Source organism: Streptomyces kanamyceticus, from assembly GCF_008704495.1.
GTDB classification, from domain to species: Bacteria; Actinomycetota; Actinomycetes; order Streptomycetales; family Streptomycetaceae; genus Streptomyces; species Streptomyces kanamyceticus.
The window spans coordinates 7,880,955-7,903,206 of the sequence record NZ_CP023699.1 but is presented as its reverse complement, the minus strand read 5'-3'; the positions used below and the strand labels follow the sequence as shown (position 1 = coordinate 7,903,206).

Sequence of the window (22,252 nt, the reverse complement as noted above, 5' to 3'; positions counted from 1 at the left end):
ACCGCGACCACGTACCGGCGCCGGACTACCGGAAGGCGTCGAGTCCGGTGAGCGCCTTGCCCAGTACCAGCTGATGCATCTCGACGGTGCCCTCGTAGGTGAGGACCGACTCGAGGTTCGTCGCGTGCCGCATGACGGGGTACTCGAGCGAGATCCCGTTGGCGCCCAGGATGGTCCTTGACGTGCGGCAGATCTCGATCGCTTCTCGCACGTTGTTCAGCTTGCCGAAGCTGACCTGCTCGGGCCTGAGCCTGCCCGCGTCCATCCGCCGCCCGAGGTGGTGGGCGAGCAGGACGCCCTTGTGCAGCTCGACCGCCATGTCGGCGAGCTTGGCCTGGGTGAGCTGGAAGCCGCCGATCGGCCGGCCGAACTGCTCGCGGGTCTTGGCGTACTCGATGGCCGCGTCGAGGGAGGAGCGGGCCGCGCCCATGGCTCCCCAGACGATGCCGTAGCGGGCGTGGGACAGACAGCTGAGCGGGCCCTTGAGGCCGACGACGTCGGGCAGCACGGCGTCCGCGGGCAGCCGCACCTCGTCCATCACCAGTTCGCTGGTGACGCTGGCGCGCAGCGACCACTTGTGCTTGATCTCCGGGGCCGAGAAGCCCGCCGCGTCGGTCGGTACGACGAATCCCCTGATGCCCTCGTCGGTCTGCGCCCACACCACGGCGACGCCCGCCACCGACCCGTTGGTGATCCACATCTTGCGTCCGGTGAGCACCCAGTCGGTGCCGTCCTTCTTCGCGTGCGTACGCATGGACGCCGGGTCGGAGCCGTGGTCGGGCTCGGTGAGGCCGAAGCAGCCGATGATCTCGCCCGCGGCCATGCCGGGCAGCCACCGCTGCTTCTGCTCCTCGGAGCCGAACCGCCAGATCGCGTACATGGCGAGGGAGCCCTGCACGGAGACCAGGGAGCGGATGCCGGAGTCGGCGGCCTCCAGCTCCAGGCAGGCCAGCCCGTACTGGACGGCGCTCGCGCCCGCGCAGCCGTAGCCCTCCAGGGACATGCCGAGCGCCCCGATGGAGCCGAGCTCACGGGCGAGCTCGCGGATGCCGGGCAGCTCGCCCTTCTCGTACCACTCGGCGATGTGCGGAAGCACCCGGTCGGCCGCCCAGCCACGGACCGTGTCGCGGATCGCGAGGTCCTCCGGTTCGAGCAGATCGTCGATGCCGAGCGGATCGGCGGGGTCGAAGGGCGGGAGCGGCGTGCGGGCGCGTGCGGACATGCGGACCTCCGGCGACAAAAACTAGCAGCGGTAGTTAGCTACGACTCGCGCTGACGTTACGACGCAGTGTCGCGCACGTCCAGGGTGTCCCGGCCCCGTAAGGGGCGCGGGGCTGCCGGGCCCCGTAAGGGGCGCGGGGCTGCCGGGCCCCGTAAGGGGCGCGGGGCTGCCGGGCCCCGTAAGGGGCGCGGGGAACTGCGCGACAAGCCACAACCCACCCGCACGGGAAGAAACGGCCCCCGGAAGGCTAGGCGTCCACGGCCGACGTGGCACCGACGGCCGCCGCCGGATCCCGAGGAGCCGGAACCCCCTTCTCAGCCCGCGCCGCAGGCACCGCCCCACACTCCATGACCCGCGGCAACCGCAGAGCGGCAAGCGCGCCGAGCAACAGCAACCCGGCGCTGACCAGCAGCGTCACATGCAGCCCGTGCACGAAGGAGTCGCGCGCCGCGGCCCGCAGGGCCGCCCCCGGACCGCCGCCGAGCCGCGCAGCGACGTCGTACGCCTCGCCGAGCGAGTGACTCGCCGCCGCACTGTCCGCCGCCGGAACCCCCCGCACCGAGGAGAGCCCCGGCGCGTACGCCGCGTTCATCACGCTGCCGAGCAGCGCGATGCCGATGCCCGCGCCCAGCTGGTAGGAGGTCTCGCCGATCGCCGCCGCGCCGCCCGCCTGGGACGGCGGCGCCTCGCTCAGCATCGACTCGTACGCACCGAACAGCGTGGTCTCCAGGCCGAGGCCGAGCAGCACGAAGCCGGTGACCAGCAGCGCGTCGTTGGCGTGGTCGCCCATGCCGGTGAGGAGCACCACGGCGAGCGCGGTCAGCGCGAAGCCTGAGCAGACCATCACCCGCGGCCCGAAGCGGCGCAGCAGCTGCGATCCGGCGAGCCCGGCGGCCATCGCGGCGATGGTGAGCGGCAGCAGCCTGAGCCCGGTCTCCAGCGGGGAGAGGCCGAGCACCAGTTGCAGATACTGCGCGGCGATCAGTTCGAGGCCCACCAGGGCGAGCATGGCGAGCACGATGCAGCCGACCGACGTACTGAACGCGGGCCGCGCGAACATCGACAGGTCGACGAGCGGATGCGTGCGCCGCCGCTGCCTGCGCACGAAGCCGACGAGCAGCGCGATGCCAACGGCGAGCGAGACCAGGGTGGTGGCGCCGAGCGGCGACTCGCCGCCGCCGAGCCGCTTCACGCCGAGCACGACGCCGAAGAGTCCCGCCGCGGCCATCAGCGCGCCGACCACGTCCCACGGCCCGTTCCCGCTCCCGGTGGACTCGGGCAGGAGCCAGCGCCCGATGGGCAGGCTGATCAGCATCAGCGGGATGTTTATGAGGAAGACCGAGCCCCACCAGAAGTGCTCGAGCAGGAACCCGCCGAGCAGCGGTCCGACGGCCGCGCCCACGGCGGCCACCGCGCTCCAGATGCCGATGGCGACGGCCCGCTCGCGCCGGTCGGGGAAGACCTGGCGCAGGATCGACAGGGTCGCCGGCATGATCATCGCGCCGCCGACGCCGAGCAGCGCCCGGGCGGCGATCAGGACCTGCGCGTTGTCGGCGAGCGCGGCGATCGCCGAGGCCACGCCGAAGAGGGCGTAGCCGAGGAGGAGGACGCGTCTGCGGCCGACGCGGTCGCCGAGCGTGCCGAAGAGGATCAGGAGCGAGGCGCAGACCAGCGGGTAGATGTCGACGATCCACAGCAGCTCGATCGCGCCGGGCCGCAGGTCCTCGGTGACGGCGGGCACGGCCACGTGCAGCACGGTGGCGTCGACGGCGACGAGCAGCAGGCTGACGCAGAGGACGACGAGCACGAGCCAGCGGTTCGCCCCGGCACCCTCCGCCCCGGGTCCCCGACGGCCGAACGGTGCTGCGGCCGTGGACGTCCCGGACATGTGCCTACCTCCCAGTGATCCCTCGCATCGGCGGCCTGCGGGAGGTGAACTCCCTGCTCCGGCGGCGCAGACAAAGGCGAGTGAGCCGTCAGAGTACGCGAGTCCACGCCTGGGGCGCGTGGCGGACCTCTCATGGTTGTGCGGATGCCGTGTGGCGTACGCCACGCCCCCGCCCATCGACCACGCCCCGGGCGGGCGTCCGGTTCCCCCTTCGGCCGATAATCGAGCCCGTGACTGATCTTGATCAACGCCTCACGCCGCCCCGCGCGGGCCACGCGCTGCGCCGCGCGGCGCCCGCGCTCCTCGTGTACGCGGGGGTGCGCGCGCTGGGCCTCGCGGTGCTCGCGATCTGGGGCGCCGCCGCGGGCAAGAGCCCGCACACGCTGCTCACCGCCCGCTGGGACTCGCTCTGGTACACCCGCGTCGCCGAGCACGGCTACGGCTGGGAGGTGACGCTCCCGGACGGCAGCGTCCACTCGAACCTTGCGTTCTTCCCGCTCCTGCCGTGGCTGGAACGGCTCGTCTCGGCGATCAGCCCGTTGTCGTACGCGGACGCGGGTCTGGTGGTGAGCTGGGTCGCCTCGCTGTTCGCCGCGGCGGGGATCTTCGCGGTCGCCGACCACGTGTACGGCCGCCGGGCCGGGATCTGCGCGGCCGGGATCTGGGCGGTGCTGCCCGTCGGCATCGTGCAGTCGATGGCGTACAGCGAGTCCCTGTTCACGGCGCTCGCCGCCTGGTCGCTGTACGCGGTGCTCAGGGGCCGCTGGGTGACGGCGGGCCTGCTCGCGTCCTGCGCGGGCCTGACCCGCCCGGTGGGCGCGGCGGTGGTCGCCGCGATCTGGGTGGCGGCGGCCGTCCAGGTGTACCGGGAGCGGCGGGCCTCCCCTCGCCTGGTCCTCGGCGTGCTCCTGGCCCCGCTCGGCGCCGCGGGCTACGTGCTCTGGGTCGGCCACCGCACCGGCGACGGCCTCTTCGGCTATCTCGACGTGCAGGCGGGCTGGGGCAACGGCTTCGACTTCGGCTACGCGTTCGCGCGGTTCGTCGGGGAGAAGTTCACCTCGGTGCCCGGCGCCCTCGCGGGCCTCGGGCTCATCGTCGGGGTCGCGCTCGTCATCTGGCTGTACGTCGTCGGCGTCCGGCAGAAGCAGCCGCTGCCGTTGCTCGTCTACACCGGCATCGTCGTGGCGCTCGCGCTGTGCGCGGCCGGCTACTTCGGCTCGAAGCCACGGCTCCTGCTGCCCGCCTTCCCGCTGCTCCTGCCGCTCGCCGTGGCGCTGGCCAGGCTGCGTACGTCCAGGTCGGCGCTGATCCTGGGGGGTGTGGCGCTTGCGAGCGCGGTGTACGGGGCGTTCTGGCTGCACGGCTCGGGCCCACCGTGATCACGTCATGATCGTTTTCGCCGCCCGGCGCCGCCTCCCGATGATCGAACGGGAAATTCCGCACCAGGACCCGGTGAACGAATTCATAAGGGCGATAAAACTGCGCCGGAAATGATCAACGAATTAGGTAAGGGGCTCTCCGGGGATTAATAAACCCCCGGGAATAAACCTCCTCCTGAGATCAATCCCACATCACATCGTCATCACAAAGCCACTGATTCGGCCTAGTGCCGCACTCACCCGCTGTAACGTCGATTGGGTGCGTACCGAACGAAACCTCACCCGTCTTGACCGGGTCTTCGCCCGGCTAGACCGTGAGCCGGAACGACCGACCCACCTCGATGTGCCGAGGATGAGCCGGCACAGGGTCGTGCTCTTCAGCGCGACCCTGGCCTTCTACCTGGCCATCGTCGTCGCCGTGCTGACCACCTCGTGGCTGGTGCGGTTCGACTGGCAGGTCATGTTCTTCCGGCCCTACCAGCAGTGGCCCGAGATCCACGCCTTCCTCGACTACTGGGTGGTCCTCGGCCAGCGCGGCCCGACCGCCGTGATGGTCGCGGCCTGGCTGGGCTGGCGCTCCTGGCGCCAGCACACGCTGCGCCCGCTGCTCACGTTCGGCGCCGCGCTGCTCCTGCTCAACGTCACCGTCGGCGCCGCCAAGCTCGGCATGGGCCGCCTCGGCCCGCACTACGCCACCACCATCGGCTCGAACGAGATGGGACTCGGCGGCGATATATTTCCTTCAGGGCACACCGCCAATGCCGTGGTGACCTGGGGAATCCTGGCCTACCTCGCCTCGACCCCGCGCACCCGCCGCTATCTGTCGGCGCTCTCCGCCGTGGTCTCCCTCAGCGTCGGCCTCACCACCGTCTACCTCGGCACGCACTGGATCAGCGACGTCTTCCTCGGCTGGGCCGCGGGCCTGCTCATCCTCCTGGCGCTGCCCTGGTTCGAGCCGCTGATCACTCGCGTCGAGGCCCTGCTCTTCACCCTCCGCGACGCCTGGCGGGCCCGCCGCTTCGGCATCGCGCCCGCCCAGGCCCCGGCCGGCGTCACCGCGATGATCCCGCAGCGCGCCGCCCTGGACGAGGAGCCGCCGCTGCGCGAGACCATCGGCGCGGCCCGCTCGGCCAGGGCCCCCGCCTACCTCGCCCCTGGCCCGCACACGGCGCGCTCGGAGCGGACCCCGGTCACCCCGGCGGGCAGCCGACGTCCGCCGGGCGCCGACCGCGTGCCGCGCGGCACCGCGGCGGCCCGCCCGGTGGCGGGCGGCTGACCCCAAGGACAGCGGGGGCGGTACGCACAGCCCATCCCCCGCACCGCGAAGGCCCCGGTTCCGAGAGGAACCGGGGCCTTCGTCGTGGGCGTCGCTCAGCCCTTCCAGCAGCGCGCCACGACGCCGTCCTTGACCTCGAAGTTGAGCCGCCCCGCGAGGTACTCCATCGTGATCATCGCCCCCGGCGGCAGCGACCTGACGGTGGACCAGCCGCGCTCGCGCGCCTGCCGCTCGGCGCCTTCGGCCGCCAGGCCGACATACGCGTCCGGGCTGTCCTGGGGCTGTGCGGGAGGAGTCGGAATAGGTGCCATGTCCGCCACGTTAGGCGGCCGGGTCGCACCGGGGAAGTCCGGGGCCGCCGGGGAGCGCCCGGGAACCGCGCACCATGCGTCACCGGTACCTCTCCGGTCACGCTTATGTCACAGGATCACCACGTGCGTTTCGGCTGAACTCCGTCACACGTACGGGCGGTTCCGTACTTGTCGCGACGTAATTCGGGGGCCTCTTCCGGTCACTCTCCGGTCGACCGAAAGACCCTCGGAAGGCAGCCCGAAGATCGCCGGAATACCGCGCGGGAAATACCGCGGAGCCGTCTTTGCGAACCCTCCGCATTTCTTAATCCCGGCCTCTTGCCGGGATGTGACGGCGCATAGGGAATTCACGGTTCCTGCACAGAAACCATCCTGCCGCCCGGGCGGCAGCCGATCAGCGGCTCGCACCCGGGCGGGTACGCCCTCTGTCGCAGTGGGTGTGACGCGAGCATCATGGCGTGAGCTTCGAGCAGGCCCAGGGCGCGATGGCGAAGGGGCGGGCGATGGGGACCCAGACGGCGCAGGCGACCGGAGGGCCGGTGCGGGAGCGGCGCCCCGGCCGGGTGATCGTGGACTGGCTGACCACCACGGACCACAAGAAGATCGGCCACCTCTACCTGATCACCTCGTTCGTCTTCTTCCTGATCGCCGGGCTCCTCGCCCTGATGATGCGGGCCGAACTCGCCAGGCCCGGACTGCAGCTGATGACCAACGAGCAGTTCAACCAGGCGTTCACCATGCACGGCACGATCATGCTGCTGCTCTTCGCGACGCCGACGTTCGCGGGCTTCGCCAACGAGATCATGCCGCTGCAGATCGGCTCGCCCGACGTCGCCTTCCCGCGCCTGAACATGCTCTCGTACTGGCTGTTCCTCTTCGGCGGCCTGATGGTGCTCGGCTCGCTGCTCGTGCCGGGCGGGCCCGCGGCCTTCGGCTGGTTCGCCTACGCCCCGCTCAACAGCATGCAGCGCTCGCCCGGCATCGGCGCCGACCTGTGGATCATGGGGCTCGCGCTCTCCGGCTTCGGCACGATCCTCGGCTCGGTGAACTTCCTGACGACCATCATCGGGATGCGGGCGCCCGGCATGACGATGTTCCGCATGCCCATCTTCACCTGGAACGTCCTGTTCACCTCGATCCTGGTGCTGATCGCGTTCCCCGTGCTCGCCGCCGCGCTGCTCGTCCTTGAGGCGGACCGGCGGTTCGGCTCGGTGGTCTTCGAGGCGGAGTTCGGCGGGGCGCTGCTGTGGCAGCACCTGTTCTGGTTCTTCGGGCATCCCGAGGTCTACATCATCGCGCTGCCGTTCTTCGGCATCATCACGGAGATCATCCCGGTCTTCAGCAGGAAGCCGATCTTCGGCTATCTGCCGCTCGTCGGCGCGACGACGGCCATCACCGGTCTGTCCATCGTCGTCTGGGCGCACCACATGTTCGCCACCGGCGCGGTCCTGTTGCCCTTCTTCTCCTTCATGTCCTTCCTCATCGCGGTCCCCACAGGCGTGAAGTTCTTCAACTGGACCGGCACGATGCTCAAGGGCTCGCTGTCCTTCGAGACACCCATGCTGTGGGCGATCGGCTTCCTGGTGAGCTTCCTGTTCGGCGGCCTCACCGGCGTGCTCCTCGCCTCGCCGCCCATCGACTTCCACGTCACCGACACGTACTTCGTCGTCGCGCACTTCCACTACGTGGTGTTCGGCACCGTCGTCTTCGCGACCTTCGGCGGCTTCTACTTCTGGTGGCCGAAGCTGACCGGCAAGATGCTCGACGAGCGGCTCGGGAAGATCCACTTCTGGGCGCTCTTCGTGGGCTTCCACACCACGTTCCTGGTCCAGCACTGGCTGGGCGCCGAGGGCATGCCGCGGCGGTACGCGGACTATCTGGCCACGGACGGCTTCACGGTGCTCAACACCATCTCCTCCATCGGGGCGTTCCTGCTCGGCCTGTCCACGCTGCCGTTCCTCTACAACATCTGGAAGACGGCCAAGTACGGTGAGAAGGTCGACGTCGACGACCCCTGGGGCTTCGGCCGCTCCCTGGAGTGGGCGACCTCCTGCCCGCCGCCCCGGCACAACTTCGTCACGCTGCCCCGGATCCGCTCGGAGTCCCCGGCGTTCGATCTGCACCATCCCGAGTACGCGGCGTTCGCGGCGCGGGACGTGCGGCAGGACCCCGAGGAACCGCGGCCCGATCCCCAGACGGAGCACCCCGGTCCAGGGCCCGGCTGAGCAGGTCCCTGGCCGCCGTGATCCGCCCGGTGAGCTCGGCGGGTTCGACGACCTCGAACTCCATGCCCATGAACAGGACGTGGAAGACCATCACGTCGAGGTTGGCCGCGCCCGTGCGCAGCAGACAGGTGTGCTCGGTCTCGGCCTCCAGGGTGCCGTCCGACGGCGTGATCCGCTGGGCCGCCTCCGCCAGCGGCACCAGAAGCCTGACCACCGCCTGTGCGGCGTACGCGCGCGTGGAGACGCCCCGGGAGACGTACGCGGCCAGGTCGTCGGCCGGTGGTTCGCGGGGTGCGAAGCGCGGGCCGTGCGGCGGTCTCGGGGTGATCCGGTCCGCGCGGAAGGTCCGCCAGTCGGCCCGGTCGAGGTCCCAGGCGACGAGGTACCAGCGGCGCTCGGTGCACACCAGGCGGTGCGGTTCGACGGTACGGCGGCTCGAACTGGACTGGTGGTCGCGGTAGTCGAAGCGCAGCCGCTCCGAGTCCCGGCAGAGATGGGCCAGTTCGGTGAGGACCGCGGGGTCCACGCCCTGTGCCTGCGGGGCGCGCAGCATCGGCACGGTGAACGCGTTCAGGGCGCCCACCCGGCGGCGCAGCCGGTCCGGCAGGACCTGTTCCAGCTTGGCGAGCGCCCGGACCGAGGTCTCGCCGATGCCCTCGATGCCCTGGCCCGCTGCCGTGCGCAGGCCGACGGCGACCGCGACCGCCTCCTCGTCGTCCAGGAGCAGCGGCGGCAGTTCCGCGCCCGCGCCGAGCTGGTAGCCGCCGCCGGTGCCGGGGCTCGCGTTGACGGGATAGCCGAGCTCACGCAGCCGGTCCACGTCGCGGCGGACCGTGCGCGAGGTGACGCCGAGCCGGTCGGCGAGGTCCGCGCCGGACCATTCGCGGTGGGCCTGCAGCAGGGAGAGCAGGCGGAGCAGTCGTGCCGATGTCTCCAACATGGACGTGATTGTGCCCGCAGTTCAGGACAGCCACGGTCCGCGAGTCCGCACGGATGCGATCACCTCGCGGATGCGATCACCTCATGGATGCGATCGCCTCGCGGTGGGGCCGGTCCCGCCGCTCAGTCCCGCGTACCGCCCGCGCCCTGGGCGCTCGCCTCCCTGATCCGCACCGACAGGTCGTTGTCGTTGGTGTAGTAGAGCCCCGAATCGACCGCGCCGTCCGCCGTCCCGACGCGCACCCACGGGTAGGTGAAGATCGCCTTCTTGTCCGGCACGTCGTCGAGGAGCCGGGCGAGGCGGATCCGCGGACCGCTCTCCCCCTCGGGACGCAGCCACAGGTCCCAGGGTCCCGGGCCGCTGTCCGCGAGCGGTCCGTGGCCGAGCGTGAAGGTGAATCCCGGCCCTTCCGCGGCCACCTCGGCCCGCCGGACCAGGTCGGGTTCGGTGCGCCTGACGGCCTCCGCGTACGCGGCGCCGGTCAGCGCCGTGCCGTACACCCGGCCCTGCACGGACACGTCCGCGTCGGATATCTGGATCTCGCCGACCTCGGCGTGCGGCGCGCGCAGCCAGCTGCGCACCGAGAGGTTGCCCTGCTTCGTCGCGTACGGAATGCGAACCGCGACGTGGCCGCGGGCGCCGCTGGGCGCGCGGTCCACCAGCGAGCGCAGGTCGTTCACGCCGGGCATGAGGCGGCGCGGCTCGCCGCCCGCGACCTGGGCGTAGGCGTTCCAGCGGCCCTCGGCGAGCTCGACGCTGCTGGGCAGCGCGGCCCGCAGCCTGCCGTCCGCCGACGGGGACAGCGGCAGGCGCACCTCGTCGTCCGACTCCCGGCGGCGCAGCAGCAGGTACGCCGCGTCCCGCATGCCGGGCTCGCCGGAGTCCGTCACGTCGAAGGTGAGGCCGCCCGCGGAGTCGGCGATGCAGTCGGCGCGCGGCGCCGTCGCCACCTCCTGGTCGTCCCCGGCGTACGCCTGCCCCTGCGAGGTGGCCGAGGCCGTCATGCGGTGGATCCCTTCATCTGTGCGACGCGTCGTAGTCCTGTGAGGTCCCGCACCGCGTACGCGCCCCCGAGCAGCGTGCCGCGGGTGCGGTGCAGGGAGCCGCGCATCCGGCCCCCGAACGAGCTTCCGCGGGCGAGCATCCCGGAGAACATCACGTCGTAGCGCTCGGCGATGCGGGCCGGGTCGAAGCGCTCGGAGTCCTGGAGCGCGGCGCCCGCCATCGCGCGCCGCAGCGTGTCGTTGTTGATCAGTTCGAGCAGGCCGCCCGCTATCGCGTCGGGGTTGCCGACCTCGACGAGCCGCCCGTCGACACCGTTGTCGATGATTTCGCCGGGGCCGTGCGGGCAGTCGGTGGCCACCACGGGCAGTCCGCAGCGCATCGCCTCGACGATCGTCATGCCGAACGACTCCAGGCTGGAGGTGACGGCGGCGATGGAGCCCTTGGCCCACTCGGGCTCGATGGGGTGGGCCGGGCCCATCAGGAACACGTGGTTGTAGAGGCCGAGCTCGTCGATCAGGGCGCGCAGCTTCTCCTTCTGCTTGCCGCCGCCGTAGATCCGCAGGCGCCAGTCCGGACGCTCGCGCCGGACCTTGTCGAAGGCCCTGATCAGCAGGTCGTACCGCTTGACGGGGGCGAGCCGACCGGCCGCGACGACCCACTTGTGGGAGCCGTCCGCGGGCTCTATGCCGGGCGCGGGCACGGGGTTCGGAACGGCCTGGACGTGTACGCCGGGCAGCCGCATCTTGCGGCTGTAGGCGCGGGCGTCGGCCTCGGTCGTCGTGGTCAGGACGTCGAGGCGCGGGTAGACGCTGCGCAGCTGGCGGCGGAGTTCCTTGGAGTGGCTGTCGAGCGTGAGGTGCTCCTGCCCGACGCGCAGCGGGCCGCGCGCGGTCTGCCGGGCGATGTGCACGTTGATCCCGGGGCGGGTGCCCACGACGACGTCCGCGTCGAGCCGGGCGAGGTGGTCGGCGATGCGCCGGTCGGTGAGCGCGCTGTACTGGTCGTAGCGGCCCTCGGCGCTGGGGAACGTCCGTGCGGGGAGCAGGTGTTGGGGGTCGTCGCCCTCGTATCCCGAGGTTCCCTTGCGCAGGTCGACGAGGTGCCGGAGCCGCACGCGCTGGTCAGGCGCGAAGACGGGCTCGTCACGGTGCCGGAAGACGGATACGACCTCGACGTCATGCTGCTGCGCCAGCGTGTTCGCGAGGTTGTACGTCGTCCGGATGGTCCCTCCGATTCCGTACGCGTTGTGAATCAGGAAAGAGATGTGCATGCGTCCCCGTATCCCGCGTTTCCATGCGGACAGTCCCCCTCATCCGCCTACCGCAGGGTTAGACCAGGATTCCTGGCCAAGGGTTGGGTTTCCTCATCACTTTGTTTCCCAACAGATGCGCGATCGGTAGCCGAGAACGGGAACTTTCCGGCGATCCGTCCGATCACGGCTGGTAGGAGAGCTGTGGGACATCGAAGCAGTTGTCGTTCATGTCACCGCCCTGGGTCACCCAGCCCTTCCCGTCCTGCCAGCGGGCGACGGACACACACGTCCTGCGGGTCTTCGGGGGCTCGGCCCGGTGCTCGAAGGTGACCGGAAGGAGCAGCCCGCGCGCGGTGTACGGCCGGTCCCGGTTCATGAAGCGGTCGACGCACGCGCGTGTGACGTCGCCGCCCGCGCAGGACTTCGCCGCGTCGGTGAACCACATGGCGGCGGCCCAGCCCTCCAGCTGCCACTGGGAGAGCGCGTCCCCCTTGCCCGCCGCCTTCATCCCGGCCCGGAACTCGCGTACGGCCGGGTGGCCGGTGTCCTCGTAGTTCCGGCTCGAACCGGTCGCCCACAGGGCGTTGCGGCAGCGCGGCGCGTCCTTGTAGTCCTCGGCCACCGATGACGTCCAGTTCTGCACGTTGGTGACCTTCGCGGTGACCTTCGCCCCCACCTCGTCCATCGCCTCGCACAGCTGCGCGTTGCCGTGCGTGTCCATCGCGTCGAAGACGAGGTCGGCGCCCTGCTCCTTCAAGTCGGCGGCCGCCGCGCGGAAGTTGGGCAGCGCGAAGTCGACCTGTTCGGTGACCACCTTGTAGCCCTCGGCCCGCAGACCGCGGGTGACGAGCCGGGCGTACGCGGCGGACGCGGCCTGGTTGTAGGAGACGACGGCCGCGGTCCGCGCGCCCTGCTCCCGCTTGAAGTAGCGGTAGACCTCCGTGCCGCCGTACAGCTTCCCGTCCCACCCCGGCTTCCCGTTCCGCGGGGCGAGGCTGCCGTAGATCCCGTACAGATGCGGATACGTGTCGTACGCGGAGCCGATCGGCTGCCCGCCGACGTCGGGCACGCGCGCGTGGGACACCCGCGAGGCGCCCGCGTAGTCCAGCGACGTGGTGGCCACGAGCGCGACGACCTGCTGCTCCTCGACGAGCTTGTGCACACAGTCGTTGTTGCCGACGCCGCTGCCGCCGTCGTCGCAGGCGCGCACCTCGACCTTGCGGCCGCCGATGCCGCCGCGCGCGTTGATCCTGTCGAAGTAGGCCTTGGCGCCGTCGCGCGGCCCGGTGAACGCGGAGCCGCCGACCGGGCTCGTCGCGCTGGTGATGACGCCGACCCTGAGGGGCGCGCCGCCCACCGGCGCGGGCGCCGTGCCCCGCCGCTCGAAGTCGCTCTCCGGCAGGCGGCTGCCGCAGGCCGCGCTCCCCACCAGGAGCGCGACGGCGAGCAGCACCTCAGCAGCCGGGACCCGGCGACGCATTCCCGCTCAGCTTCACCAGCGCGCAGAGGGTCTTGACGGACACCTTCCAGGTGTCGTCCTGGTTCACCGACGTTCCGGAGGCGGTGGGCAGCGCGGTGGCGCCCTTCAGCGTCAGCGCGTACGTCACGTCGGCGTCCTTCGGCGAGGTGAACTCGACCTTGCCGACCTTCGCGGCGACCTGCTTGCCGCGCTCGTCGCCGCTGAAGCCCTCCAGGACCTGCCGCATCTCGGACCCGTTCTCCAGGACGGCTTCCTTGTCCTTCATGGACACCTTGGGGTCGAAGAACTTCTCCCAGTTGGTGCGGACCTCTTTCTCCGCGGCCGCCTTGTCGGCGGGCGCGCTCGCGCTCTCCCGAGGCGCCTCGGTCGTCTTCTCCACGGACGGCTCCGGCGGGTCGCTGCCGTCCCCGCCCCCGCTGTCGTCGCCACAGGCCACGGCGGCGGATGCGATCAGCAGGACCGCGGCGGCCGCCGACACCGCGCCGCGCACCCTCCCCCGCCCGCGCTCCGTCCCCCGCCTGGGGCTGCTCCCGAGAACCATCTGGCTCACCACCGGGTATCGGTCCGGGCCATCAGCGCCCGGAGCTTTCAGGGTCAGCTTCCAGAAGGCATAGTGCAATCCATCGGCTGACATGGACAGCCCATCGACGTTACTGACGCGTTCCAGGGGGCCTCGATGCGGGCGGCTCGGACAGATCAGACGGCCAGTGCGGCCCGTTCGGCCCGGCTGCGCGGGGTGCGTCCCGAACTCTGGGCGGCCTTCGCGGCACTCGCCGCCGGTGCCGTGCTCTGTGTGATCGGCTGGTACGGCATCTCCGGAGAGCGGTTCGCGGAACGGCAGTTGCCCTATCTCGCCTCGTGCACGGTGCCGGGCGCGGCGCTGATCATCGCGGGCACCATGCTGCTCACCCACGGCAGGAGCACGCTGGCCGCGGCGCGCGTGGAGGAGCTGTACGGCCTCCTGGTGGCGGCGGAACCCAGCACTCCCCTCGCGCACCGGCCACCGCCCGCCACGGCGACCAGCGACGACCTCCTGATGGTCCCCGGCGGCACGCTGTGGCACCGCGCGGACTGCCCCCTGGTCGCGGACAAACCGGAGGCGGTCCCCGCGGACGCCACGATCCTCGCGCGGGGCGATCTGGGCCCCTGCCCGATCTGCGAACCCCCCGCCGACGCCGCCCCGGAGCGATGACGCGGTGGCGTCCCTGAGCTACGACCTCACGCTGGCCGGGCTCTCGGTCGGCAGCGCGGCCGCCCTCACCGGCATCGGACTGATCGTCACGTACCGCGCGACCGGCGTCCTCAACTTCGCGCACGGCGCGATCGCGATGGTGTGCGCGTACGTCCTCCGCCAGTTCACGGCCGAGTGGCACTGGCCGCTCCCCCTGGCGGCCGCGGTCACCCTGCTCCTCGTCGCCCCCGCCATCGGCCTGCTCCTGGAGCGCGCGGTCTTCCGCCCGCTCGCGGTGCGCGGCGGCGCCCAGGCACAGACCCTGGTCGCGTCCATCGGCGTCTTCATCCTGCTCGTCGGGGCGGCGGCCCTGCTCTGGGGCCCGGGAGCCCGCGCGGACGCGCCGACCCTGCTCTCCGCCGACCCCTGGGCCCAGTTGGCGACGGCGGTGGCGCTCGCCGTCGCGGTGGGCGCGGTCACCCGCTGGACCCGCTTCGGCGGCGAACTGCGCGCCGTGGTCGACAACCGCCGCCTGGCCGTACTCTCCGGCATCGACGCGGACCGGGTGGCCGCGGCGGGCTGGGCGTTCGGCTCCTTCACTGCGGGCCTCACCGGGGTGCTCCTCGCCCCCTACCTCCGCCTCGACCCGTACGGCATGCCGCTCCTGGTGATGGAGGTCCTCGCCGTGGCGGTGGCCGCGGGGATGCGCAGCCTGCCCGTCGCCGTCCTGGTGGCGCTCGGCCTCGGCGTGGCCCAGAGCCAGCTGACCCGCCTGCACCCTTCGGGCTGGCAGGAGGAGCTCCTCCAGACGGCAGGCGCGAACCTCTTCGTCATCGCCCTCCTGATCGCGGCCCTGATCCTGCCGGGCATCGGCTCCCAGGACGCCCTGCCGCGCACGGCGACGGCCCGCGTCCCGACACCTCCGGGCGCCTGGATCGTCACCACGGTCCTCTTCCTGCTCCCGCTCGGCTTCGCGGGCTCGGACCTCACCACGTCCGTCCAGGTCCCGGCCCTTGCGGTGATCCTGCTCTCGCTGGTGATCGTCACGGGCCGAGGAGGCCAGATCTCCCTGGGCCAGGCCGCGTACGCGGGTCTGGGCGCGCTGTTCACCGCACTCCTCACGGCGGGCCGCTTCCCCGGCCTCCCCGAACTCCCGCACCTCCCCGCCCTCGCGGTGGCGGTACTCCTCGTGGCCCCGCTCGGCCTCCTCACCGGGTGGCCCGCGATCAGCAGACGCGGCCTCGCGCTGGCCCTCGCGACGTTCGCCGTGGGCGTGGGCGTCAGCCGCTTCGTCTTCGCCCAGCCGTACGCGACATCGGGCCTGACCCTGGACCGCCCCGCGGGCTTCGGCGGCGACCGCGCGTACTACGTGCTCGAACTCGCCCTCCTGACCGGCGCGTTGCTCCTGGTCACCGCGTTGCGCCGAGGCCGCACGGGCCGCGCGCTCGCGGCGATGCGGGACCACGAGGAGGGCGCGGCGGCGGCCGGAGTCCGGGTCCCCGCGCTCAAACTCGCGGCCTTCGTCACCGGCGCGGCGCTGGCCGCCCTGGGCGGCGGCATGCTCGCCATGGGCCAACGGGCCTTCGACGCCGGAGCGTACGACCCCGTACGCGGTCTGCTCTGGTTCGCGGCGGTCCTGGTCCTCGGCTCGGACAGCGTCCTGGGCGCCCTGGCGGCCGCGGCGCTCCTGGTCGGCCTGGACGCGGGCACCCGCGGCGGCGTGGCCGCGGCCCTCATCGGCCTCCTGGCCATCCTGATCGGCCGCTTCCCCGGCGGCCCCTACGAGGCGCTGCGCAAGGCCACGCACTACTTCCACCGCACACCACGCCTCACGCCCCGGGGCACCCACCTGCGCGACACGCTGCGCCCCGAGTCCGTACGGGGCCCGGTGCCCGCCACCACCCCGGAGCAACGTCCGCCGCGCCGACGCACGGGGACGCGGGGCGGGCACGCGGATACCCTCGCGGCCCCGCACCCACGAGGCAAGGGGAGCGAAGCCCCCACACTCGCCGCCCACCACATCACGCTCGCCTACGGCGGCTTCACGGCCCTGGACGACGTCTCCCTCACGGTCCCCCGCGGCCGTGTCACCGCGGTCATAGGCCCCAACGGCGCGGGCAAGAGCACCCTCTTCCACTGCCTGGCCGGAACCCTCCGCCCCCGATCCGGCAGCATCACCCTGGGCGCCAGGGACATCACCGCGCTCCCGCCCCACGCCCGCACCCGACTCGGCCTGGCCCGCACGTTCCAACAGCTCGCGGTCTTCCCGTCGTTGACGATCGAGGAGAACATCCGGGTCGCCACAGAACAGACCCGCCCCCGAGCCGCCACCCGCCGGCCCCTCCGCCTCCTGTCCCTGGAGCCCCTGGCCGCCCACCCCGCGGGGGCCCTCCCCACCGGCATCCTCAGACGTACGGAACTGGCGCGGGCCCTGGCGAGCACCCCCCACACCCTCCTCCTGGACGAGCCGGCCGCGGGCCTGGACACGGCCGAAGTGGCCGCGCTGGCAGCCCTGTTGCGGGCGCTGGCGGCCGACGGCACCGCGATCCTGGTGGTGGAGCACGACCTCGACCTGGTGGCGGACCTGGCCGACACCGTGCACGTGATGACGGCGGGCCGCATCGTCACCACGGGCCCGGCGGACCACGTACTGGCGATCCCATGAGGAGGGGCATCGGGCTGCACGGCGCCCACGTCCACTACGGCCCCCTGGAGGCCCTGCACGGCGTGAGCATCGCCGCCCCCTCCCCCGCCCTCACCGTCCTCCTGGGCCGCAACGGCTCGGGCCGCACCACGGCCCTGCGCGCCCTCGCGGGCACCCTCCCCCTCACCGAGGGCAGCGTCGTCAGGGACGGCAGGGACATCACGTCCCAACCGGCCCACGCCCGAGCCGCCGACGGCCTCTGCTTCATCCCGGACCGGCAGGCCGTGTTCGCCTCCCTCACCGTGCGGGAGAACCTCGAACTGGCCCACCCCACGGGCGACTTCACCGGGGCCCTGGAGGTCTACCCCGAGCTGCGCGCCCTGCTGCCGCGCCGCGCGGGCACGCTCTCCGGCGGCGAGCAGCGCATCCTCGCCCTGTCCAGGGCTCCCCTGTCGGGCGCCGGGGTGGTCCTCGCGGACGAGCCGACCCAGGGCATGTCGCCCGCGCTGGCGGCCCGTACGTACGAACTGCTCGACGCCCTGGACGCCTGCGTGGTCGTGGCGGAACAACGGCTGCCGCCCGCCCTGCGCCCCGGTGGGGGCGCGGGCCGGACGGCAGTGGTGCACGAACTGCGGCGCGGCACCGTGGTGTTCAGCGGCGAGCCGGGCGAACTCAGCTCCGCTTGCCGCCCGCGGCCCCCGAGCCGCCCGGAATGACCAGCAGCGTGCCCACGTTGAGCCGGTCCGGGGCCCGCCCGATCATGTCGCGATTGGCCTTGTAGAGGGCCTGCCACCCGCCCTTGACCCGGTAGCGCCGCGCGATGGAGCTCAGCGTCTCCCCGGCCTTGACGGTGTGCACGCGCCGATCGGCGGACCCCGTGCCACCGGGTCGGTCGAACCGCTCGATCCGCACCTTCTTGGAACAGACGGGCCAGGCTTCCCAGCCTTGCGTACGCAGCACCGCCTCGGCGACCTTGATCTGCTCCTCCCTGGTGGCGAGGTCGGCGCGCGGCGCGTACTTGAGCCCGCCGTGCTCCTCCCAGGTGGGCTGCCAGAACTGCAGCCCGCCGTAGTAGTCGTTGCCCGTGTTCACATGCCATCGCCCACTGCTCTCGCACTCGGCGAGGCAGCTCCACGGACCCTTGGTCAGCGAACAGTCGTACATCGCGGAAGCGGCCCCCGGCAGCGGCGGCGGAGCCGCGTTCGCGGAGGGGTGCGGCAGGACCACTGCCGCCAGGAGCGCGCCGAGGAGCAGGGACACGGACCGCAGACGCCTGGTCGGGTTCAGCTTCAGCTTCGGGTGCATCGGGTCACGCTAGGCGGCCGCGCGACGGCCCCAAGGCATGCCGCGCCGCCACGGTGGCGACCCCACCCGGTCGGCCGACCAGGCGCGATGCCGGATCCGCGGCGTCTCAGACCCGGATCCGCTGACCCGGCAGGATCACGTCGGGATCCCCGCCGATGACCGACTGGTTCACGGCGTACACGCGCTGCCAACTGGTGCCGTGCCGGGCCGCGATGCGGCTGAGGGTGTCGCCCTGCCGCACGGTGTAGTTGCCGGGAGCGCCCCGCGCGGCGCCCCGGTCGATACGGCCCGGTGCCCGCTCGGACCGCCGCTCCACGGCCTTGGGCGCGGGCTTGAACGCCTTGGGCGCGGGCTTGGCCGCCTTCGGCACCGGAGCCGCGGCGGACGGCGCACTGCCGTACGCGCCCGCCCGGGCAGCGCAGGTGGGCCAGGCGCCCCACCCCTGCGCGCGCTGAACCTTGGAGGCCACAGCGATCTGCTGCGCCTTGGACGCCCTGTCGGCGGTGGACGCATAGGCCCCGCCGCCGTACGCGCGCCAGGTACCGGCGGAGAACTGCAGCCCGCCGTAGTAGCCGTTGCCCGTGTTGGTCTGCCAGTTTCCGCCACTCTCACACCGTGCGATGCGGTCCCACACTCCGCCGTCTGCCGCGTCGGCCTGGCCGGTCGCGGCGAGCAGGGTCAGCGGGGCGATGAGTGCCGCCCCTGTGATCACTGCCGTCTTGCGAATGCGCTCGGGACGTGCGGACATGAATTTCCCTCTCGAAGGACCCGGGCTCCCCCCGGCCGTGCGGGCCCCTCGCGCATCCGGCGCCCGGGGTCCCGTCCGGCCCCGACCGCCGGTGTCGGTGCTTGAGCTGGCTGGTGCGACCGGCGGACGTACCCGAGCGGTGCTCGCTGCACACGGCGGTGGAATCTAGGAGCCCTCTTGCCCCGGCATCAACCAACTCCTTGTCATTCCAGGCCAGTTGACCGTTACCCGGAGTATCGGCGAATTTCGGCCACCCACTACATCCATTGATTTCAGGATTTATCGACCGGCAGGCCCGACGATCTGTGACCCACCTCACCGACCCAAGTTTCGTGCACCCAGCACGTGTTGGCGCGGAGTGACAGATTCCGGTGCCTGACTCACCCTCCGCTGCGGATGGTTCGATTCCGTTCGCTTCCACGCGTGACTTGCGCCACTGATCCACCGTTGTCTTCTTATGAGCCGGGCACCGCCCGGCCGCCACATCCACCCCACGCACCCCCATGTGACGATCGCGAGGAGCCACCGTGCCGCGCATGCTCGACGTCAGCGACGACGTACGCGCCGAGATCGGCGACGAAGAGGCCGACCGGCTGCTCGCCGGAGACAACACCCCCGGCAGTTACGACTGCACGTCCTGCCGCACCCCCGGAGACGCGGAACAGGAACGCACCAGCACCGTCCTGTTCGTCGGCGACGAGACCGCCGTGCTGGCCTTCGCCCACGCCACCTGCCTGCCCTCCCAGATCGTCGCGGTCTCCGAGGAGCAGCTGCAGGGCGCCGTGCGGTCGATCACCGGCGAGGACGGCGAAGGCGCCGCCGACGTCATCCCCGACCAGGCCGTACTCGGCGTGACCAGCGGCCTCGTCCTGATCGAGGGCGAGCTGCGGCCCGCCCTCGTCGTCGAGCCGACCGGGCCCATCGCCCGCCCCGGCAGCACGGGCGGCGGTGGCGACGACTTCCTGCCGCTCCTGATCGAGCAGGGCTTCCTGCCCGCGACCTCGCTCGACGGCGTACCGCCCGGGCTGCCCGGCTGGTCCGTGCTGCTCGCCATGGGCCAGCTGCACGCCATCCTGCAGCCCGGCAACAACGGCGGCTCCCCCGTCGCCTGGTGGCAGGCCCACCACCCGCTCCAGGTCACCGAGGCCTGGCGGGCCGCGGCCAACAAGACGCAGACCGTGCTGCTCTTCGCCGCGCCCTCCGGCGTGATCGGCCGCCAGCCGCGCGAGGACCTGCTGCGCGACGCCCTGGACAAGGCGGCGGCCCACGGCCGCCTGGTCGCCTGCACGATGCCGCTCGCCGGAACCTGACGCTCCGGCCTCCCGCGGGGGCCGCGCCGCCGACCCGAATGCGCCGGTCACACCCCCACCGGACCGGGAAAGCGGCGCGGCCCCCGCATCCGTCGGGCGGCGGTTTCGTTGGCACAGACGTGCACCCATACGACCCCTCACGCCACCGGCCCGTGTATCAGAGCCCGATCCCGTCCATGCGCACGGCGCAGGACACACCGGGCACCCACTCGGCCACGCCGATCTACGACACGCTGTACTCGGAGTACCTCAGGGCCTTCAGGGCCCTGCCGGGCGACCGGAGCGGCGAGGAGGACCTGGGGTTCTCCGCCTTCGGGGCGGGTCCTTACGGCATCCAGCACCGCGGCCACGAGCCACGGCACGACGCGCGGCACACGGCGTTCGGCCAGTTCCAGGTGGCCCGCTACGGCCAGCACGACCACCACATGGCGTACCACCACGCGACGGGCCACCACCAGTTCCCCGCCGCGCTGCCGCCGGGACCGCGCCGCGAGCACTGATTACACGCGAATGCCCGGCCTCCCCGTCGTGGGGAGGCCGGGCATTCGTGCGTACGGGAGACGGGTCGCGGCCACGCCCCGTGCGACCGCTACCGCTACTTCTACTGCTACTTCTTGCGGCCGCGCTTCTCGCGGACCCGCACCGAGACGTGGATCGGCGTGCCCTCGAAGCCGAACTCCTCGCGCAGACGGCGCTCCAGGAAGCGGCGGTAGCCCGCCTCGATGAAGCCGGAGGCGAAGAAGACGAACCGCGGCGGCTTCGTGCCCGCCTGGGTGCCGAAGAGGATGCGGGGCTGCTTGCCACCGCGCACCGGGTGCGGGTGGGAGGCGACGATCTCGCCGAGGAAGGCGTTCAGACGGCCGGTCGGCACGCGCGTCTCCCAGCCCGCGAGGGCCGTCTCGATCGCCGGGACGAGCTTCTCCATGTGGCGCCCGGTGGTCGCGGAGACGTTGACCCGCGGCGCCCAGGCGACCTGGGCGAGCTCGGTCTCGATCTCCCGCTCCAGGTAATAGCGGCGCTCCTCGTCGAGGGTGTCCCACTTGTTGTACGCCACGACGATCGCGCGGCCCGCCTCGACCGCCATCGTCACGATGCGCTGGTCCTGGACCGAGATGCTCTCGGAGGAGTCGATGAGGATCACCGCGACCTCCGCCTTCTCGACGGCGGCGGCGGTGCGCAGCGAGGCGTAGTAGTCGGCGCCCTGCTGGAGGTGGACGCGCTTGCGGATGCCCGCCGTGTCGACGAACTTCCAGGTGATGCCGCCCAGTTCGATGAGCTCGTCGACCGGGTCGCGGGTGGTGCCCGCCAGTTCGTTGACGACCACGCGGTCCTCGTTGGCCACCTTGTTCAGGAGCGAGGACTTGCCGACGTTCGGACGGCCGATGAGCGCGATGCGGCGCGGTCCGCCGATGGCCGTGCCGAAGGTCTGCGCGGGCGCCTCGGGCAGCGCGTCCAGGACGGCGTCGAGCATGTCGCCGGTGCCGCGGCCGTGCAGCGCGGAGACGGGGTGCGGCTCGCCGAGGCCGAGGGCCCACAGGGCGGTGGCGTCGGCCTCGCCGGAGGGGCCGTCGACCTTGTTGGCGCAGAGCACGACGGGCTTGCCCGCCTTGCGGAGCAGGCGCACGACGGCCGTGTCGGTGTCGGTGGCGCCGACCGTGGCGTCCACCACGAAGACCACGGCGTCCGCGGCCTCGATGGCGTACTCCGCCTGGGCGGCGACGGACGCGTCGATGCCGAGCACGTCCTGCTCCCAGCCGCCGGTGTCGACGAGCTTGAAGCGGCGGCCCGACCACTCGGCCTCGTAGGTGACACGGTCGCGGGTGACGCCGGGACGGTCCTCCACGACGGCCTCGCGGCGGCCGATGATGCGGTTCACCAGGGTCGACTTGCCGACATTGGGGCGGCCGATGACGGCGAGGACGGGCAGCGGGCCGTGGCCCGCCTCCTCGATGGCGCCCTCGACGTCCTCGACGTCGAAGCCCTCTTCGGCGGCGAGCTCCATGAACTGTGCGTACTCGGCGTCGCCGAGCGCCCCGTGGTCGTGCTCGGCGAAGCCGTCGCCCTCGGGCTGTGTCTGGTCGTTCATGAAGTCCGTA

Annotated in this window: 18 protein-coding genes and 1 pseudogene; 8 read left to right on the top strand and 11 right to left on the bottom strand. The window is 72.1% G+C overall.

The window, feature by feature from the left end; translation table 11 throughout:
- Window positions 1–25: 25 nt before the first annotated feature.
- Entirely contained in the window at window positions 26–1,222 is a 1,197-nt protein-coding gene (locus tag CP970_RS34370) for an acyl-CoA dehydrogenase family protein (RefSeq protein WP_055551999.1), read from the bottom strand.
- Window positions 1,223–1,469: 247 nt separating this feature from the next.
- Window positions 1,470–3,110 carry an MFS transporter gene (locus CP970_RS34365; RefSeq protein ID WP_055551996.1) on the bottom strand — a complete coding sequence of 547 codons (1,641 nt, stop codon included), beginning with the start codon at window positions 3,108–3,110 and terminating at the stop codon, window positions 1,470–1,472.
- Window positions 3,111–3,340: 230 nt separating this feature from the next.
- Here CP970_RS34365 and CP970_RS34360 point away from each other — a divergent pair, with 230 nt between their 5' ends.
- Together CP970_RS34360 and CP970_RS34355 are read left to right on the top strand one after the other, a co-directional pair.
- Window positions 3,341–4,489: a mannosyltransferase family protein gene (locus tag CP970_RS34360; protein ID WP_055551994.1), complete on the top strand. Its 1,149-nt coding sequence runs from the start codon at window positions 3,341–3,343 to the stop codon at window positions 4,487–4,489.
- 259 nt (window positions 4,490–4,748) lie between these two features.
- Window positions 4,749–5,765, top strand: a complete 1,017-nt coding sequence (locus CP970_RS34355; protein ID WP_055551992.1) for a phosphatase PAP2 family protein — start codon at window positions 4,749–4,751, stop codon at window positions 5,763–5,765.
- A 95-nt stretch (window positions 5,766–5,860) separates the two neighbouring features.
- Here the strand turns inward: CP970_RS34355 and CP970_RS34350 are convergent, their stop codons facing one another.
- Window positions 5,861–6,076 carry an I78 family peptidase inhibitor gene (locus tag CP970_RS34350; RefSeq protein ID WP_055551989.1) on the bottom strand — a complete coding sequence of 72 codons (216 nt, stop codon included), beginning with the start codon at window positions 6,074–6,076 and terminating at the stop codon, window positions 5,861–5,863.
- 485 nt (window positions 6,077–6,561) lie between these two features.
- Between CP970_RS34350 and ctaD the strand changes: the two are divergent.
- Window positions 6,562–8,151 (top strand): annotated as a pseudogene (ctaD, locus tag CP970_RS34345) (aa3-type cytochrome oxidase subunit I); the annotation flags it as partial.
- A 1-nt stretch (window position 8,152) separates the two neighbouring features.
- On the opposite strand, the gene CP970_RS34340 reads toward ctaD, so the two are convergent.
- The 5 genes from CP970_RS34340 to CP970_RS34320 all read right to left on the bottom strand — a co-directional run bounded on the left by CP970_RS34340 (window position 8,153) and on the right by CP970_RS34320 (window position 13,519).
- Complete coding sequence (locus tag CP970_RS34340) at window positions 8,153–9,241, bottom strand: helix-turn-helix transcriptional regulator (RefSeq protein WP_055551987.1); 1,089 nt, start codon at window positions 9,239–9,241, stop codon at window positions 8,153–8,155.
- A 122-nt stretch (window positions 9,242–9,363) separates the two neighbouring features.
- Window positions 9,364–10,245: a hypothetical protein gene (locus CP970_RS34335; protein WP_107099035.1), complete on the bottom strand. Its 882-nt coding sequence runs from the start codon at window positions 10,243–10,245 to the stop codon at window positions 9,364–9,366.
- The gene (locus CP970_RS34330) at window positions 10,242–11,516 is read right to left on the bottom strand and encodes a glycosyltransferase family 4 protein (protein WP_055551984.1); all 1,275 of its coding nucleotides are present in this window, start codon (window positions 11,514–11,516) and stop codon (window positions 10,242–10,244) included. Before CP970_RS34330 ends, CP970_RS34335 begins: the two co-directional genes overlap by 4 nt.
- A 163-nt stretch (window positions 11,517–11,679) precedes the next feature.
- Window positions 11,680–12,978 carry an ABC transporter substrate-binding protein gene (locus CP970_RS34325; protein ID WP_055551982.1) on the bottom strand — a complete coding sequence of 433 codons (1,299 nt, stop codon included), beginning with the start codon at window positions 12,976–12,978 and terminating at the stop codon, window positions 11,680–11,682.
- A complete protein-coding gene (locus tag CP970_RS34320; RefSeq protein ID WP_055551980.1) occupies window positions 12,953–13,519 on the bottom strand; it encodes a hypothetical protein in 567 nt (188 codons plus the stop codon). The genes CP970_RS34325 and CP970_RS34320 overlap by 26 nt, the downstream gene beginning before the upstream one ends.
- A 135-nt stretch (window positions 13,520–13,654) precedes the next feature.
- On the opposite strand from CP970_RS34320, the gene CP970_RS34315 reads away from it, so the two are divergent.
- From CP970_RS34315 to CP970_RS34305, 3 genes are read left to right on the top strand one after another with little or no spacing between them, the layout of a single operon-like run.
- Entirely contained in the window at window positions 13,655–14,170 is a 516-nt protein-coding gene (locus CP970_RS34315; protein WP_079043799.1) for a hypothetical protein, read from the top strand.
- A gap of 4 nt (window positions 14,171–14,174) precedes the next feature.
- Window positions 14,175–16,814: an ABC transporter permease subunit gene (locus CP970_RS34310; protein ID WP_150494369.1), complete on the top strand. Its 2,640-nt coding sequence runs from the start codon at window positions 14,175–14,177 to the stop codon at window positions 16,812–16,814.
- Window positions 16,811–17,509: an ATP-binding cassette domain-containing protein gene (locus tag CP970_RS34305; protein ID WP_150494367.1), complete on the top strand. Its 699-nt coding sequence runs from the start codon at window positions 16,811–16,813 to the stop codon at window positions 17,507–17,509. Before CP970_RS34310 ends, CP970_RS34305 begins: the two co-directional genes overlap by 4 nt.
- On the opposite strand, the gene CP970_RS34300 is transcribed toward CP970_RS34305, so the two are convergent.
- Window positions 17,466–18,098 (bottom strand): LysM peptidoglycan-binding domain-containing protein, encoded by a 633-nt coding sequence (locus tag CP970_RS34300; RefSeq protein ID WP_055555234.1) that lies wholly within the window; start codon window positions 18,096–18,098, stop codon window positions 17,466–17,468. The genes CP970_RS34305 and CP970_RS34300 overlap by 44 nt on opposite strands.
- A 106-nt stretch (window positions 18,099–18,204) precedes the next feature.
- A complete protein-coding gene (locus CP970_RS34295; protein ID WP_055555237.1) occupies window positions 18,205–18,846 on the bottom strand; it encodes a LysM peptidoglycan-binding domain-containing protein in 642 nt (213 codons plus the stop codon).
- 527 nt (window positions 18,847–19,373) lie between these two features.
- Here CP970_RS34295 and CP970_RS34290 point away from each other — a divergent pair.
- Together CP970_RS34290 and CP970_RS34285 are read left to right on the top strand one after the other, a co-directional pair.
- Window positions 19,374–20,156: a hypothetical protein gene (locus CP970_RS34290; RefSeq protein ID WP_055555239.1), complete on the top strand. Its 783-nt coding sequence runs from the start codon at window positions 19,374–19,376 to the stop codon at window positions 20,154–20,156.
- Window positions 20,157–20,332: 176 nt separating this feature from the next.
- Complete coding sequence (locus CP970_RS34285; protein WP_055555241.1) at window positions 20,333–20,656, top strand: hypothetical protein; 324 nt, start codon at window positions 20,333–20,335, stop codon at window positions 20,654–20,656.
- 107 nt (window positions 20,657–20,763) lie between these two features.
- On the opposite strand, the gene der is transcribed toward CP970_RS34285, so the two are convergent.
- Window positions 20,764–22,242, bottom strand: a complete 1,479-nt coding sequence (der, locus tag CP970_RS34280) for a ribosome biogenesis GTPase Der (protein ID WP_055555243.1) — start codon at window positions 22,240–22,242, stop codon at window positions 20,764–20,766.
- Window positions 22,243–22,252 lie beyond the last annotated feature (10 nt).

What these genes read in the sequence shown, in the direction of transcription:
- CP970_RS34315 (WP_079043799.1), top strand. Translation starts at nt 13,655, where the DNA reads ATGCGGGCGGCTCGGACAGATCAGACGGCCAGTGCGGCCCGTTCGGCC.
- CP970_RS34340 (WP_055551987.1), bottom strand. Translation starts at nt 9,241, where the DNA reads ATGTTGGAGACATCGGCACGACTGCTCCGCCTGCTCTCCCTGCTGCAG.
- CP970_RS34330 (WP_055551984.1), bottom strand. Translation starts at nt 11,516, where the DNA reads ATGCACATCTCTTTCCTGATTCACAACGCGTACGGAATCGGAGGGACC.
- der (WP_055555243.1), bottom strand. Translation starts at nt 22,242, where the DNA reads ATGAACGACCAGACACAGCCCGAGGGCGACGGCTTCGCCGAGCACGAC.
- CP970_RS34350 (WP_055551989.1), bottom strand. Translation starts at nt 6,076, where the DNA reads ATGGCACCTATTCCGACTCCTCCCGCACAGCCCCAGGACAGCCCGGAC.
- CP970_RS34295 (WP_055555237.1), bottom strand. Translation starts at nt 18,846, where the DNA reads ATGTCCGCACGTCCCGAGCGCATTCGCAAGACGGCAGTGATCACAGGG.
- CP970_RS34300 (WP_055555234.1), bottom strand. Translation starts at nt 18,098, where the DNA reads ATGCACCCGAAGCTGAAGCTGAACCCGACCAGGCGTCTGCGGTCCGTG.
- CP970_RS34335 (WP_107099035.1), bottom strand. Translation starts at nt 10,245, where the DNA reads ATGACGGCCTCGGCCACCTCGCAGGGGCAGGCGTACGCCGGGGACGAC.
- CP970_RS34370 (WP_055551999.1), bottom strand. Translation starts at nt 1,222, where the DNA reads ATGTCCGCACGCGCCCGCACGCCGCTCCCGCCCTTCGACCCCGCCGAT.
- CP970_RS34285 (WP_055555241.1), top strand. Translation starts at nt 20,333, where the DNA reads ATGCGCACGGCGCAGGACACACCGGGCACCCACTCGGCCACGCCGATC.
- CP970_RS34365 (WP_055551996.1), bottom strand. Translation starts at nt 3,110, where the DNA reads ATGTCCGGGACGTCCACGGCCGCAGCACCGTTCGGCCGTCGGGGACCC.
- CP970_RS34325 (WP_055551982.1), bottom strand. Translation starts at nt 12,978, where the DNA reads ATGCGTCGCCGGGTCCCGGCTGCTGAGGTGCTGCTCGCCGTCGCGCTC.
- CP970_RS34305 (WP_150494367.1), top strand. Translation starts at nt 16,811, where the DNA reads ATGAGGAGGGGCATCGGGCTGCACGGCGCCCACGTCCACTACGGCCCC.
- CP970_RS34320 (WP_055551980.1), bottom strand. Translation starts at nt 13,519, where the DNA reads ATGGTTCTCGGGAGCAGCCCCAGGCGGGGGACGGAGCGCGGGCGGGGG.